15 protein-coding genes are annotated in these 13,865 nt (G+C 73.3%); 3 read left to right on the plus strand and 12 right to left on the minus strand.

Annotation, left to right across the window (positions count from 1 at the left end; translation table 11 throughout):
• Positions 1-7 precede the first annotated feature (7 nt).
• Positions 8-1,111 carry an alkaline phosphatase family protein gene (locus tag MUE36_15330; GenBank protein MCU0312303.1) on the minus strand — a complete coding sequence of 368 codons (1,104 nt, stop codon included), beginning with the start codon at positions 1,109-1,111 and terminating at the stop codon, positions 8-10.
• 122 nt (positions 1,112-1,233) lie between these two features.
• Here MUE36_15330 and MUE36_15335 point away from each other — a divergent pair, with 122 nt between their 5' ends.
• Positions 1,234-1,722 (plus strand): Rrf2 family transcriptional regulator, encoded by a 489-nt coding sequence (locus MUE36_15335; GenBank protein MCU0312304.1) that lies wholly within the window; start codon positions 1,234-1,236, stop codon positions 1,720-1,722.
• A gap of 4 nt (positions 1,723-1,726) precedes the next feature.
• On the opposite strand, the gene MUE36_15340 is transcribed toward MUE36_15335, so the two are convergent.
• From MUE36_15340 to MUE36_15350, 3 genes are read right to left on the minus strand one after another with little or no spacing between them, the layout of a single operon-like run.
• Complete coding sequence (locus tag MUE36_15340; GenBank protein MCU0312305.1) at positions 1,727-2,647, minus strand: RluA family pseudouridine synthase; 921 nt, start codon at positions 2,645-2,647, stop codon at positions 1,727-1,729.
• Positions 2,648-2,650: 3 nt separating this feature from the next.
• The gene (gene lspA / locus MUE36_15345) at positions 2,651-3,244 is read right to left on the minus strand and encodes a signal peptidase II (GenBank protein MCU0312306.1); all 594 of its coding nucleotides are present in this window, start codon (positions 3,242-3,244) and stop codon (positions 2,651-2,653) included.
• 10 nt (positions 3,245-3,254) lie between these two features.
• Entirely contained in the window at positions 3,255-3,677 is a 423-nt protein-coding gene (locus MUE36_15350; protein MCU0312307.1) for a TraR/DksA C4-type zinc finger protein, read from the minus strand.
• Between MUE36_15350 and MUE36_15355 the strand changes: the two genes are divergently transcribed.
• Together MUE36_15355 and ileS are read left to right on the plus strand one after the other, a co-directional pair.
• The gene (locus tag MUE36_15355) at positions 3,664-3,816 is read left to right on the plus strand and encodes a hypothetical protein (protein MCU0312308.1); all 153 of its coding nucleotides are present in this window, start codon (positions 3,664-3,666) and stop codon (positions 3,814-3,816) included. The genes MUE36_15350 and MUE36_15355 overlap by 14 nt on opposite strands.
• A gap of 414 nt (positions 3,817-4,230) precedes the next feature.
• On the plus strand, positions 4,231-7,344 hold the full coding sequence (gene ileS / locus MUE36_15360) for an isoleucine--tRNA ligase (GenBank protein MCU0312309.1): 3,114 nt from the start codon (positions 4,231-4,233) through the stop codon (positions 7,342-7,344).
• Positions 7,345-7,347: 3 nt separating this feature from the next.
• On the opposite strand, the gene MUE36_15365 is transcribed toward ileS, so the two are convergent.
• The 8 genes from MUE36_15365 to murB form a co-directional block, all read right to left on the minus strand.
• On the minus strand, positions 7,348-8,358 hold the full coding sequence (locus MUE36_15365; GenBank protein ID MCU0312310.1) for a DivIVA domain-containing protein: 1,011 nt from the start codon (positions 8,356-8,358) through the stop codon (positions 7,348-7,350).
• Between the two features lie 61 nt (positions 8,359-8,419).
• Positions 8,420-8,677, minus strand: a complete 258-nt coding sequence (locus tag MUE36_15370) for a YggT family protein (protein MCU0312311.1) — start codon at positions 8,675-8,677, stop codon at positions 8,420-8,422.
• Between the two features lie 8 nt (positions 8,678-8,685).
• Positions 8,686-9,267, minus strand: coding sequence for a cell division protein SepF (locus MUE36_15375; GenBank protein ID MCU0312312.1), 582 nt, complete (start codon positions 9,265-9,267; stop codon positions 8,686-8,688).
• 126 nt (positions 9,268-9,393) lie between these two features.
• Positions 9,394-10,059 carry a YggS family pyridoxal phosphate enzyme gene (locus tag MUE36_15380; protein MCU0312313.1) on the minus strand — a complete coding sequence of 222 codons (666 nt, stop codon included), beginning with the start codon at positions 10,057-10,059 and terminating at the stop codon, positions 9,394-9,396.
• Complete coding sequence (locus MUE36_15385) at positions 10,056-10,742, minus strand: polyphenol oxidase family protein (protein MCU0312314.1); 687 nt, start codon at positions 10,740-10,742, stop codon at positions 10,056-10,058. The genes MUE36_15380 and MUE36_15385 overlap by 4 nt, the downstream gene beginning before the upstream one ends.
• 59 nt (positions 10,743-10,801) lie before the next feature.
• Entirely contained in the window at positions 10,802-11,878 is a 1,077-nt protein-coding gene (gene ftsZ / locus MUE36_15390) for a cell division protein FtsZ (protein MCU0312315.1), read from the minus strand.
• Positions 11,879-12,068: 190 nt separating this feature from the next.
• A complete protein-coding gene (locus MUE36_15395; GenBank protein MCU0312316.1) occupies positions 12,069-12,869 on the minus strand; it encodes an FtsQ-type POTRA domain-containing protein in 801 nt (266 codons plus the stop codon).
• Positions 12,866-13,849 (minus strand): UDP-N-acetylmuramate dehydrogenase, encoded by a 984-nt coding sequence (gene murB, locus MUE36_15400; protein ID MCU0312317.1) that lies wholly within the window; start codon positions 13,847-13,849, stop codon positions 12,866-12,868. Before murB ends, MUE36_15395 begins: the two co-directional genes overlap by 4 nt.
• Positions 13,850-13,865: the final 16 nt, after the last annotated feature.

Here is a 13,865-nt window from a genome sequence, read left to right on the forward strand (position 1 = left end):
GCCCGCGTCACCGGCCGCTCACCAGGAGGGGCACCAGCATCTCCGCGGTGGTGAGCGAGCCGTGACGGGCGATCAGCTCGAAGGGGCCGCTGTCGGCCGGATCGACGAAGCTCACCGCCTCACGAGCGACGAGAGCCACGTCGCCGAGACGGCGACGAGCCGCATCGGTGACACGGGGGCCGAGCCACCCGGCGTCGACCACCTCGTCCACCCCGACCACCCAGGCGACGTCGTCATGGTGCGCCGCCGCCGCGGCCAGGAGCTGGCCGGCGTGGCCCGGACGGGCGTGCAGCCACCGGAAGCGACCTTCACCGGACTGGCCGCGCACGTGGGCCATCACCTCGGGTGCCGGGCTCACGAGGTTGTCGCCCACGTCGACCTGGCCGTGATCGGCGATCACGACGAGCACGGCACCGTCGGGCAACCCGGACCGGATGTCGGCCACCATGCGGTCGACGGCGTGCAGCTCGGCGTCGTAGTGGGCGCCCAGGCCGTACTCGTGGGCGACCTTGTCGATGCCCTCGTAGTACGCGTAGACGAACGGCTCGTTGGCGGCGAGGAGCCGCTGGACCTCGGTGACGAGGGTCGACGGCATCCGCCACCCCACCAGCCGGGTGCGGTCGAGGTGGGCGGTCGTGAAGCCGGTGGTACGGAACTCCGCCCGGGTGACCACCGGGGGGCGCTGCCCGCCGAAGGCCTCGTGGAACTGGATCTTCTCGGGCGGGACCGAGTCGCGGGCGTCACGACCGCCGATCTGCCAGCGCAGGACGTTGAGCACCTCACCGTCGATGCCCATCCGATAGCCGACGACGCCGTGCTCACCGGGGGCGAGACCGGTGGTGATCGACGTCAGCGCCGTCGCCGTCGTCGACGGCGCGACCGCGGAGATCGCCCCGCCCGACATCGCGCACAGCGCCGGCGCCAGGGACCTCCGGTCCTGGAGCTGCTCCCACCCCAGCCCGTCGAGGACGAGCAGCACGATCTGGTCGGCGTCGGCGGCCTCGACCGGGAACCATGCCGGCCACGCCGAGCGGGGCTCGAGGATGGCGGGAACGACGTTGGAGATGCACGGCCCGGCATAGTCGGGTACGTGGGGGGAGATCTCGGCCACCGGGCGTCCTCCAGAGGATCGACGACACGCTAGCGCCGTGCGATACCGATGATCCCCTCGGGGCCTGCGCCCCTCGGCCCCGTCCGGCCACGGGATCAGGACGGCCGCCCTACGATGCGAACGTGAAGGTCTCCACCCGCGGTGACTACGCCAGTCGTGCCCTGCTGTCGCTGGCGTTGCACGGCGAGGAGGCGGGGCCCACCTCGGTGCGCGACATCGCCGAGCGCACCGGCCTCCCCCAGCCGTACCTCGAGCAGATCCTCCTCGCCCTGAAGGGCGCCGGCCTCGTCCGGTCGAAGCGGGGCGTCGGCGGCGGTTACGTGTTGGCCCGCACCCCCGCCGAGATCAGCCTCTCGGACATCGTGAGCGCCGTCGACGGGCCGATCGTGGCCGGCGACTTCGGCGAGCCCCACACCGACGGCGCGTGCGACCACGAGGGCCAGTGCGTGCTGCTGGCGGTGTGGGCCGACGTGGGCGAGCACATGCGCCGCTACCTCGAGGCCGCCACCCTGGCCGACCTGGTGAAGATGACCCTGGGTGCGGCGCCGTGGCCGGCCGAGGCCGCCGAGACGCCGGCGGTGACGCCGCCCTGGGCGGGCACCCGGTCCTGAGCCGTCAGCTGAGTCGGGCCAGCACCTCGGCGAGGTCCGGTGGGAGCGGTGACGTGACGCTGACGACCTCGTCGGGTCGGGTGGGATGGGCGAGCTCGAGCGACGCCGCGTGGAGGAACATGCGCGGGACGACCAGCCGGCCCCGTCGGCCCCGGTAGCGGTCGTCGCCGACGACCGGGTGGCCGATCGCGGAGAGGTGCACGCGGATCTGGTGGGTCCGCCCGGTCTCCAGTCGACACTCGAGCAGCGCCACCTCGGCCGGGTCCTCGAACACCTGCTGCACCTCGTAGCGCGTCCGCGCCTCCTTGCCCCTCGCGTTCACCGCCATGCGGGTGGGCTCCCGCGGTGACCGACCGATCGGGGCGTCGACGAGACCGGTGGTGGCCTCCGGGCGACCCCAGACCAGCGCCAGGTAGCGACGCTGCACCTCCCGGGCGGCGAGCATGGAGGTGAGGGCTCGGTGGGCCTCGGCCGAGCGGGCCACCAGCAACAGCCCCGACGTGTCCTTGTCGAGGCGGTGGACGATCCCCGGACGGGCCGGGTCCCCCACGTCGGCGATCTCGGGGAACCGGGCGAGGAGGCCCTGGACGAGGGTGCCGGTGGCGTGGCCGGCGCCGGGGTGCACGACCAGGCCCGGAGGCTTGTCGACGACGAGGAGGTCGGGGTCCTCCATGACCACGTCGACCTCGACGGTCGGGTCCGGGAGGATCGGTGCGTCGGGCATTGCGGCATCCCCGGTCACCTCCAGGCGGTCGCCCTCGGCCACCCGGACCGAGCGGGAGGTGGCCACCACGCCGTTGCGGGTGATCCGGCCGTCATCGAGCCAGCCCACCACGTCGGCACGGGAGGCACCGGTGATCATCGCGACGACGCGATCGAGCCGCTCCCCGTCGAGGGCAGCCGGGACGACCTCGGCGGCGAGCACCGGTCAGTCCGTCGGGCGCGCCGCGGCCCGGCCGTCGACGGCGTCGGGGGGAGGTTCGGCCTCGGTGCCGGCGACCTGGTCGTCGGTGGAGCGGAAGCTCACGATCACCAGGAGGATGCCGCCGACGACGATGCCGATGTCGGCGATGTTGAAGATCGGCCACCACTGGAGGTCGAAGAAATCGACCACCGCACCCTGCATGAAGCCGCCCGACGAGCCGGGGGCCGGGGATCGGAACGCCCGGTCGAACACGTTGCCGAGCGCCCCCCCGACGATCATCGCCAGGGCCACGGCGCCGGTGCGGGTCCGGACGCTGCGGCCCTGCCAGACGAGGACGCCGACCACGACGAGGGCCAACAGGGCGATCCACGGGCCGAGACCCCCGCCCAGGCTGAACGCGGTGCCGGTGTTGTAGGCGAGGTTGAGGCGGAAGCTGCCGACCAGGTCGATGTTGCGGGTGGCCAGCTCGTTCTCGGCCCAGGTCTTCGTGAGCTGGTCGACGAGGAACCAGCCGACGGCGACGGCCGCGAAGAGACCCCGGTAGGTGCGAGGCCGGTTGACGGAACCGTCGACGGTGCTGGTGGAGGGCTCGGCCATTGCGTGCACGCTAACGGCGGCCGAAGCCCCCGACCTTGTACTCCACCCGCTCACGGGCCCACGGGATCGCCTTCAGGCGCTCCCGGGGGATCGGTGTGCCGGAGACCTCGCAGATCCCGTAGGTGCCGAGCTCGAGCTTGGCGAGCGCGTGGTCGATCTCCTCGACCTGGCCACGGAACTGCGCCGAGAGGAGCAGGTCGCGCTGGCGCTCGACGGCGAGGGTGTCACCCTCGCCCGACTCCTCGTCGAACTGGACGTCACCGGGCTCGCGCAGCTCGGCGAGGGAGTTGGCCTCGGCGGTGAGGCTCTCCGCGTCGTGGAGGAACCGACCTCGTTCGTAGAGGAGCGACTCCTTCTGCGCAGCCAGGAACTTGGCGTCGAAGGGGTTCTTGCGAGGGGCGGGCTTCGCCGGTGCGGACGTGGCCTTCTTCACGGGCGCCTTGGCGGCCTTCTTCGCCGGCGCCTTCTTCACCGGCGCCTTCTTCGCGGACGCCTTGGCAGGGACGGCCTTCTTCGCCGGCGCCTTCTTCGCGGACGCCTTGGCAGGGACGGCCTTCTTCGCCGGCGCCTGACGGCCTTCTTCGCCGGCGCCTTCTTCGCGGACGCCTTCGCAGGGACGGCCTTCTTCGCCGGCGCCTTCTTCGCGGACGCCTTCGCAGGGACGGCCTTCTTCGCCGGCGCCTTCTTCGCGGGGACCTTGGAGGCGTTGGATGCGCTCATGTGTGGGGACGGACCTCTTCGGACAGCGGCGACGGGGCGCCTCGGGAGACGTGACAGGGGTGGCCTGCGGGAACCAGGGTGGGATCGCCACCGTCGGCGACGGCAGCGCCGACAGCACCGCAGGGGACGGTGGTCGGGCTCCCCGGCTCCCGCCACAAAGGTGCCGGACCCTACGACCTGGCCGCCAGCAGCGTCAAGGTGCGTCGGCCCTCCGACGACCGCCGGCGACGATCGGGGGCCCACGGGCGCACCAGTAGCCTTGCCGGATGCCGTTCGGCCCCGTCGACCCCGATCTCGACCTCCCGACCCTCGAAGAACGCATCCTCACCCGGTGGCGTTCCGAGGGCATCCCCGACGCCGCCCGCACCCTGCGGGCCGGGAACGAGCCGTGGGTCTTCTACGAGGGTCCGCCGACCGCCAACGGTCGCCCCGGCCTGCACCACGTCTGGGCGCGGGCCTTCAAGGACCTGTACCCCCGCTTCCAGACCATGCGAGGGCGCGACGTTCCCCGCAAGGGGGGCTGGGACTGCCACGGCCTCCCCGTCGAGCTCGAGGTCGAGCGCGAGCTGGGCCTGTCGACCAAGCACCAGATCGAGGCGTTCGGGATCGCCGAGTTCAACCGTCGCTGCCGCGAGTCCGTGCAGCGCTACGTCGCCGACTGGGAGGCCCTCACCGAGCGGGCCGGGGTCTGGATCGACACCGCCGACGCCTACTGGACGCTCGACAACACCTACATCGAGTCGGTCTGGTGGCTCGTTCGCCAGCTCTGGGACAAGGGCCTGCTCTACGAGGGCCACAAGGTCTCGCCGTACTGCGGCCGCTGCGGCACGGCCCTGTCGAGCCACGAGCTCGGCCAGCCCGACGTGTACCGCGACGTCGTCGACCCGTCCGTCTACGTCCGGTTCCCCCTCGTCGACGACGACGCCGACCTGCTCGTCTGGACCACGACCCCCTGGACGCTCCTCTCCAACACGGGGGCCGCCGTGGGCGCCACGATCGACTACGTCCGGGTGTCCGACGGCGACGGCGGACGCGACCTGATCATGGCCGCCGCCCGGGCTCCGGAGGACGCCTCCGTGATCGCCCGCCTCAGCGGCGCCGACCTCGTCGGCCGCCGCTACGAGCGCCCGTTCACCACGCTGGACCCGCCCCCCGGGGCCGACGGCTGGCGGGTGGTGGCCGCCGAGTTCGTGTCGACCGAGGACGGGTCGGGCATCGTGCACCTCGCCCCCGCGTTCGGGGAGGACGACGCGGTCGTCGCCCGCCTCGAGGGCCTCCCGGTGCTCAACCCGGTCGACGGCGAGGCGGCGTTCGACGACACCGTGCCGGCCCATGCGCACCGCTTCGTGAAGGACGCCGACGAGGAGATCATCGCCGAGCTCGCCTCGCGGGGCCTGCTGGTCCGGCGCCAGGACTACGAGCACACCTATCCCCACTGCTGGCGGTGCGGCACCCCGCTCATCTACTGGGCCAAGACCTCGTGGTTCGTCCGCACCTCCGAGCAACGCGACACGCTGCTACGGGAGAACGACACGATCGGGTGGCACCCGGAGTTCATCAAGCACGGCCGCTTCGGGAAGTGGCTCGAGGGCAACGTCGACTGGGCGCTCTCCCGCGACCGGTTCTGGGGGACACCGTTGCCGATCTGGCGTTGCGAGGGGTGCGGTGGGGAGCACTGCGTCGGCTCGGTCGACGAGCTGGCCGCGCTCTCGGGGCTGGACCTCGCCGACCTCGACCTCCACCGCCCGTCGATCGACGAGGTCACCTTCCCGTGCACCGCACCGGACTGCGACCGCCCGATGCGGCGGATCCCGCCCGTACTCGACGCCTGGTTCGACTCGGGGTCCATGCCGACCGCCCAACACCACTACCCCTTCGCCGGGGCCGGGGAGCTGGACGGATCGTTCCCCGCGGACTTCATCTGCGAGGCCATCGACCAGACCCGCGGCTGGTTCTACTCGCTGCTCGCCGTGAACTCGCTGGTCTTCGACGCCACCCCGTACCGCAACGTCGTCTGCCTGGCCCTGATCGTCGACGAGCACGGCCAGAAGATGTCGAAGTCGAAGGGCAACGTGATCGCCCCGTTCGACATCTTCGACACCCTCGGCGCCGACGCCCTGCGGTGGTACTTCTTCTCCGCAGGGCAGCCGTGGACCCCGCGTCGCGTCTTCCCCGACGGGATCCGGGAGGCGACCCGCCAGACGCTGCTCACGTTGTGGAACGTCTGGTCGTTCTTCGCGACCTACGCCGACCTCGACGGGTGGACGCCGGATCGCGACGATGCGTCACCGCCGGCGTCGCACGTCCTCGACCGCTGGATCCTCTCCGAGCTCGACGAGACCGTGGAGGTCGTCACCTCCGGCCTCGAGGGGTTCGACGCCTTCGCCGCGGCGACGCGCCTCGCGGCCTTCATCGACGACCTGTCGAACTGGTACGTGCGCCGCTCGCGCCCCCGCTTCTGGAAGGCCAGCGATCCCGTGGCCCACGCCACGCTCCACGAGTGCCTCGTCACCGTGTCCCAGCTGATGGCGCCGTTCACGCCCTTCCTGGCCGACGAGCTGTACACGGCGCTCACCGGGGCCCCGTCGGTGCACCTCTCCGACTGGCCCGCGCCGGGTGGTCGCCACGACGCCGATCTGGCCGACCAGATGGCCGCGGCCCGACGGTTGGTCGCCCTCGGCCGGGCGGCCCGGACCGACGCCAAGGCCAAGGTGCGCCAGCCCCTCCCCCGCGCTCTGCTCCTGCACCCCGGCGCCGAGCTCGACGCCGAGGTCGAGGCCGAGATCCGTTCCGAGCTCAACGTCAAGCTCCTCGAGCGCATCGACACTGTGTCGGGGCTCATGAGCTGGACCGTCGTGCCCAACTTCCGGGCGCTGGGCCCGCGCCTCGGGCCGAGGGTCAACGCAGTGAAAGCGGCCCTGGCCGACGCCGACGGCTCGGCTCTCAAGGCCTCGCTCACCGAGCACGGCTGGGTGGAGGTGGCCGGCGAACGCCTGGACGCCGAGGAGGTCGAGGTGCGCGCCGACCGCCACGAGTCGCTGGCGCTGGTGGAGGACGACGGGTGGGCCGTCGCCCTCGACCTCGAGCTCGACGACGCCCTGCGCGCCGAGGGCGTGGCCCGGGAGCTGGTGCGGGCGCTCAACGACGCCCGCAAGCAGGTGGGCCTGGCGATCGCCGACCGCGTGCGCGTCGAGCTGGTCGCCGACACCGAGATCGGGGAGGTGGTCGAGCGCCACCGCGCCGAGATCGCCGCAGAGGTGCTCGCCGTCGGCCTGGAGCTGGTCGAAGCGCTCACGGCCGGCGACCGGGTCGACCTCGACCTGGGGGGCCACGCCGTCGCCGTGGGCCTCACCCGGGCGGTGGCGACCGCCGACGCCTGAGCGTCAACGACCGGGGCGCCCCGGATCGTCGTCGAACTCGGCCTCGAAGAAGGCCTTCATGGCGGCGTCGGCGTCGTCGTCGGCCGGCCCCAGCGGGGAGTCGTCGGCGAGGCTGTCGTGGGCTCGGGTGGCCTCTCCCTCGTCGGGTCCACCGTCGAACAGGGCCGCCGGCTGGTCCACCTCGACGGACTCGGCCCCGTGCGGGCCCTCCTCGGCGACGGGCGCGTCGGCCGAGTCGGTGACGGCCTCGGCCTCGGCGACCTCGGCAACGGTGCCGTCGTCGTCCTCGACGACGACGGCCTCGGCAACGGCCACGTCGTCGAGCCCGGCGCCGCTGACCCCCGGGGCCGGGTCGACACGGAACGCCGCCGGGTCGTCGAGGAGGGCCTGGAGGCGGGCGATCGACCCCTGCAACGCCGATCGCTGCTCACCGACGTGCGACTCGAGGATCGAGACGTCGGTGGCCACCGAGTCCCGCACGGCCTCGAGATCGCGGATCTCGCCGGCGAGGGTGTCACGTTGACGGGTCACGAGCGCCGAGGCCTCGACGCGGGCGGCGGCCAGCAGGCGTGCCGACTCCTGCTCGGCGTCGCCCACGAGTGCCGCGGCTTTCGAACGGGCCTCGGCCAGCGTGGTGCTGGCGGTGGCGTTGGCGTCCTCGATCGCGGCGTCGGCCGTCCGCTGGGCCAGGACCAGCACCTTCGAGGCGTTCTCGGCGTCGTCCTCCGGGCTCCGCGGCACCGCGCCGGCCCCAGCTCCGCGCGCCGCCTCGAGCTCGCCCTCCACGGCGTCGAGACGGGCCTGGAGCACCGCCTGGGTGCGGGCGGCCTCGGTGGCCCGGCTCTCGGCGTCCTCGGCCTGGGTCGTGGCCTGGCGGAGCTTGTCCTGGAGCTGGGCGACGGCCGCGCTGACCCGCTCGAGGAAGTTGTCCACCTCGTCGGGGTCATAGCCCTTGCGGCTGACCGAGAACCTGACGTCGGTGAGGAGATGCGGAGTACCGGGGGTGCCTTCCATCGCGGTGATGGTACCGGGGGCCGATCGACCGACGAACGATGCCCCCGCCGGGACCGACCGATCAGACGCGGGCGAGGAAGCTGATCAGCAGCTGGAGGGCGATGAACACCACGATCGGTGAGAGGTCGAGCGCCATCGCGCCCAGGCGGACAGGGGGCAGCACCGCCCTGACCGGGGCGAGGACCGGCTCGGTGATCCGGAACAGGAAGCGCTGGACGCCGTCGAGCGCGCCTCCCGTCGCCGGGAACCAGCTGAGGACGATGCGGGCCAGCAGGGCGAGGATGAACAGCTGGAGGACGGCCAGGATGAGGCTGATCACACGGCTCCCTAGGCGCCGGTGAGGGAGGCGTCACCCAGTCGTCGACGCTCCTCCGCCGAGATCTCGACCCCGGCCGGGGTGAGCAGGTAGACGTGGTTGGCGACCTTGCCCATCTGACCGGCCAGGCCGTAGCAGAGGCCGCTCGAGAAGTCGATCAGGCGGCGGGACAGGTCGCGGTCGACGCCGGAGAGGTCGAGCACGACGGGCTGGGAGGCCTTGAAGCGGTCGGCGACCTCCTGGGCCTGGTTGAACGACACCGGGGCCACGAGGTGGGCCTTCACCTGGGGCGTGCGGGGCACGGCCCGCACCCTGGGCTTCGGGGCGTCGTCACCGGGCGTGGGGAGCGTGCGCACCGCCGGCGGCTCGGTCGGCTCGACGGCGGGGCCCGGGAACGCCGCGGCGGGCGGCGCCGGCACACCCTTCGGGGCCGGCGGACGTGAACGGGACGGGGCCGCGGACCGGGCGGGCGGCGGACCGGCCGGGCCGCCCTCACGGGCCGGCGCGGCGTCGTCACGGACGTCGCGGTCGTCGTACTCGTCGTCGGGTCCGAGCCCGAGGTACGTCATGGCCTTGCGCCACGTGTTCGCCATCGAAAGGTCCTCCGTGAACGGCGGATCGCCGTCGTGTGAATCGACGGACAGGGTAGTGGCTGCGGTCGTGCCCACGGGCCTCGGCGCCCGACTCGAGCCTCGCGACGCCGCGGCCCGCCGCCGAGGTCAGGTGCGTGCCGGCCGGGGCCCGAACAGCCCGGTCCCCACCCGCACCTCGGTCGCCCCCTCTTCGAGGGCCACGTCGAGGTCGTTGCTCATGCCGATGGACCGGTCCTCGACGCCGAGCTCGTCGGCCAGGTCGACGAGGGCCCGGAAGCCCGGCCGGGCGGCCTCGGGCGGACCCGCCGGGGCGACGCCCATCAACCCGTCGACGGCGAGACCCGCCGACCGGGCGCGGGCCACCAGCCCGGCGACGTCACCCATCTCGGCGCCGCCCTTCTGAGCCTCGCCCGAGAGGTTGGCCTGGACGTACACCGAGGCTCCGGGGGCACGGCGGGCGATCTCGTCGACGAGCTCGGGACGGTCGACGCTCTCCCAGACGGCCACCACCGGCGCCAACCCGCGGACCTTGTTGCGCTGGAGCCGACCGAGGAACCGCCAGCGGATTCGGGCGTCGCCGCCCAGCCCGGCGGCTTTGGCCAGGAGCTCCTGGGCGTAGTTCTCGCCCAGGTCGTGGAGCCCGAGGTCGAGGGCGGCCCGGACCGCGTCCTCGCCGAAGCCCTTCGTCACCGCGACCAACCGGACCGATCGGCCGGGCGCGCCGGTGGCGATGCGGGCGAGCAGCCGCCGATGGTTGGCCGCGATCGCTTCCCGGTCGAGGGGCACCGTCACGGACCGTCGCCGGTGCGATCGAGCCAGACCACGAGGGCCTGTCGCCCGGTGTCGGCCCGCGCCCGGTGGGACCAGTGGCCGGGAGGACCCGAGGGCGGGCCGCCCGCCGGCTCGCCGCACGCCGTGCACGTGGGGTCGGCGGCCACGACCGCCACCCCGGCCGCGGCGAGAGCCACCTCGACGCCCCGACGCAGGTCGAGGGCCGGCTCACCCTCCCGGGTCAGGCCGCGCACGGTCGGTCCGAGGAGGTCGACCATCGCCGCCAGGCCGTCGTCGCCGAACCGGTAGCACTCGACGCCGATGCAGGGACCGAGGACCGCAGCGATGTCGGTCGCCCCCTGGTGGCGCATCTCGGTGACCGCGGCCACGAGCACCCCGTCACGCAGACCCCGCCACCCCGCGTGGACGGCCCCGATCAGCCCGTCGCCGGAGACGAGGCCGACCGGTGCGCAGTCGGCGGTGTGCACGGCGAGTGCGACGTCGGCGCGCGCCGTCACCACCGCGTCGGCGGCACTCCCCGCGACGGCGGCCACGTCGTCGTCGGGACCGAGCGTGACCACGGCGGCGCCGTGCACCTGGTCGAGCCACATCCACGGCCGATCGACGACCGCCCGTCGCCGGCCGTCGAGGTCGGCACCGACTTGCCGGACGGAGAGGTCGCCGTCGGCGACACCGGTGGCCACGATGCGGGCGACGGTCGACGGCCCGGCAGGACCCGACCACTGCCACATCGCCGGCGGGACTACTGGAGGAACGACGGCACGTCGAAGTCGTCGTCGCCCTCGCCGTCGACGAGATCGTCGTCGTCCGACGCGAAGACGTCACGGACGGGCGCCTCACCGGCCCGCCCGGCGGGCCGCTTGTCGCCGTCCCAACGGTCGAATCCGGCGGCGATGACGGTGACCCGGACCTCGTCGCCCATCTCGTCGTCGATGACCGTGCCGAAGATGATGTTGGCGTCGGGGTGGGCGACGCCGTGGATCACCTCGGCAGCCTCGTTGACCTCGAAGAGCCCGAGATCGCTGCCACCGGCGATCGTGAGCAGGATGCCCCGCGCCCCCTCGATGGACGCCTCGAGCAGGGGCGAGGAGATGGCGGAACGGGCCGCGGCGAGCGCCCGGCCCTCCCCCGACCCGTAGCCGATCCCCATGAGGGCCGATCCGGCGTCGCTCATGATCATCTTCACGTCGGCGAAGTCGGTGTTGATGAGGCCCGGAGTCGTGATCAGGTCGGTGATGCCCTGCACGCCCTGGAGGAGGACCTCGTCGGCCATCTTGAAGGCGTTGAGGACCGAGGTCTTGTCGTTGGAGACGGTGAGCAGCCGGTCGTTCGGGATGACGATGAGGGTGTCGACCTTCTCCTTGAGCTGCTTGATGCCGGTCTCGGCCTGCACGGCGCGCCGCTTGCCCTCGAAGCCGAACGGACGGGTGACGACGCCGATCGTGAGCGCCCCCACGGACTTGGCGATCTCGGCGATGACCGGGGCCGCGCCGGTGCCCGTGCCGCCGCCCTTGCCGGCGGTGATGAAGACCATGTCGGCCCCCTTCAGGGCCTCCTCGAGCTCCTCGGTGTGGGCCTGGGCGGCGGCCTTGCCGACCTCGGGGTCGCTGCCGGCTCCCAGGCCGCGGGTGAGCTCCCGTCCGATGTCGAGCTTCACGTCGGCGTCACTCATGAGCAGGGCCTGCGCATCGGTGTTGACGGCGATGAACTCGACGCCCTTCAGCCCCGCGTCGATCATCCGGTTGACGGCGTTGACACCACCGCCGCCGACACCGACGACCTTGATGACCGCAAGGTAGTTCTGCGGGTTGGCGGCCATGGGCCTCTCCTCTACGGGGTGGTTGGACATGCGATCGTTCTCGACGGCGCTGCGAGGTCGGACCCGTGGGGCCGGCCGGGGCCGGTCGTCGTGTCGACCTCACGTGGATGGTGAGAGTGGCCAGAGGTTACCTGACCCCCCTGGTCGGCCCGGGTATCTCGGCAGCGGCACCGGACCGCGCTCGGCGAGCTCACTGGCGGGTCACCGTGGGGAGGTCGGGGACGCGCAGACCGACGGTGAGCAGCCCGGTGGGATCGACCTGGGAGAGCACGGTGACGAGCGACGCCAGCTTGGCGGGGAGCTCGGTGGGCGGACCGAGGTCGGCGCCGCCCTGCGGGAGGAGCGTGAGGCTCAGCTGCCCGCCCGACCAGACCGCGATGTTGGCCAGCCGGGCCCGCAGGCCGGGAGAGGCGATCGTGGCCACCTCCAGGGCCCCGGCGGCGTCGGGGCCGAGGGTGGCGCCCGGTTCGGGGGCGACGACCCCCACGATCGGGAGCAGCGGCGCCTCCACCGGCAGCGGCTCCTCCGCCGGCACCACCGCGAGCACCCGGCCCGTGGTGTCGACGAGCGCCTGGGCCCCGGTCTCGGTGGCCACGGTGGCCACCGGCGTCCGCTCGACGACGGTCATCACCACCTCGCCGCCCCAGCGCCGCTCCACGTCGACGGACTCGACCCACGGGAGGGCCTCGACGGCCCGGGTCGCGCTCGCCTGGTCGAGACCGGCGAGCGGGGCACCGGGACGTAGGCCCGAGGCGAGGACCACCTGGTCGGCCCCGGTGCGATCGGCGCCCCGGACCTCGATGGAATCAACATCGAGGAGGGGCGTCCTCGTGGCGTACCAACCTGCGGCGACGAGGGCCAGCACGCCGAGGACCAAGGCCAGGCGACGCCACCGGCGGCGGCGGCCGTGGGCCACCACGGCGTCACGACGGGCTGCGATGCGGGGGTCGACCCCGGGATCGGCGACCGGTTCGGCGACGGCGGCGCTCATGAGCCGGTCCCTGCGCCGCCGTCGACCGAGCCGTCGTCGACCGAGCCGCCGGCGCTCCGCACCGTCTCGGCGGGGAAGCCGACCATGCGCGTCTCGGCATGGAGCTCGACCCCGGTCCCGGCCGCGACGGCGGCCCGGACCTCGGCCATCAGCGCGACGACGTCGTCGGCCGAGCCGCCGTCGTCGACCTGGATGAAGTTGGCGTGCTTGGTGGACACCTGGGCGCTGCCCACCCGGCGGCCCTTCGCCCCGACGGCGTCGATGAGCCGCCCTGCGGAGTCGCCGGGCGGGTTGGTGAACACCGAGCCGGCGTTCGCGCCCCCGGGCTGGTTCGCCCGTCGCCACCGCACGATGTCGGCCAGCTCGGCCTCGCCGGTCGCCGTCGTGCCGGGGGCCAGCTCGAGCTCGGCGGCCAGCACGACCTGGTCGCGGCGCAGCCGGGAACGGCGGTAGCCGAGTTCGAGGGCGTCGGCGGGCACCCACCCATCCTCGCCGTCGTGCAGGTCGAGCACGTGGACCCTCCGCAGCGACGCCGCCATGTCCGATCCGTGACCACCGGCGTTCATCCGGACCGCCCCGCCGATCGAGCCCGGGACGCCCACGGCCCACTCGAAGCCGGTCAGACCCGCAGCGACGGTCCGGCGCGCCACCACGGGGAGGCTCGCCGCTCCGCCGGCGGTCACGGTGGTCCCGTCGATCCGAACCTGCGCGAGGTCGTCACCGAGGGTGACGGCGATCCCCGGGAACCCGGCGTCGGCCACGAGCAGGTTCGACCCGCGACCGACGACCAGCACCGGCACGCCGGCCCGGACCGCCTCTGCGACGACCCGCAGCTCCGCGACCGTGACCCCCTCGACGAGCAGGGCGGCCCGACCCCCCACCCGGTAGGTGGTGAGGGGACCGACGGCGGCGGCGCGCCGTGCCCTCGAGCCGAGGCGCTCGGCCACCGCGACGACGACGGCGTCGGTGGCCGCGTTCACCGGGCCACCCCGCACC

This window comes from Acidimicrobiales bacterium (genome assembly GCA_025455885.1).
Taxonomy (GTDB): Bacteria; Actinomycetota; Acidimicrobiia; order Acidimicrobiales; family Acidimicrobilacustridaceae; genus Rhabdothermincola_A.

Bases quoted from the DNA above. Each gene is read 5' to 3' on its own strand.
- lspA (MCU0312306.1), bottom strand. From the start codon at position 3,244: ATGGCCGAGCCCTCCACCAGCACCGTCGACGGTTCCGTCAACCGGCCT.
- ileS (MCU0312309.1), top strand. From the start codon at position 4,231: ATGCCGTTCGGCCCCGTCGACCCCGATCTCGACCTCCCGACCCTCGAA.
- MUE36_15365 (MCU0312310.1), bottom strand. From the start codon at position 8,358: ATGGAAGGCACCCCCGGTACTCCGCATCTCCTCACCGACGTCAGGTTC.
- MUE36_15375 (MCU0312312.1), bottom strand. From the start codon at position 9,267: ATGGCGAACACGTGGCGCAAGGCCATGACGTACCTCGGGCTCGGACCC.
- ftsZ (MCU0312315.1), bottom strand. From the start codon at position 11,878: ATGGCCGCCAACCCGCAGAACTACCTTGCGGTCATCAAGGTCGTCGGT.
- MUE36_15395 (MCU0312316.1), bottom strand. From the start codon at position 12,869: ATGAGCGCCGCCGTCGCCGAACCGGTCGCCGATCCCGGGGTCGACCCC.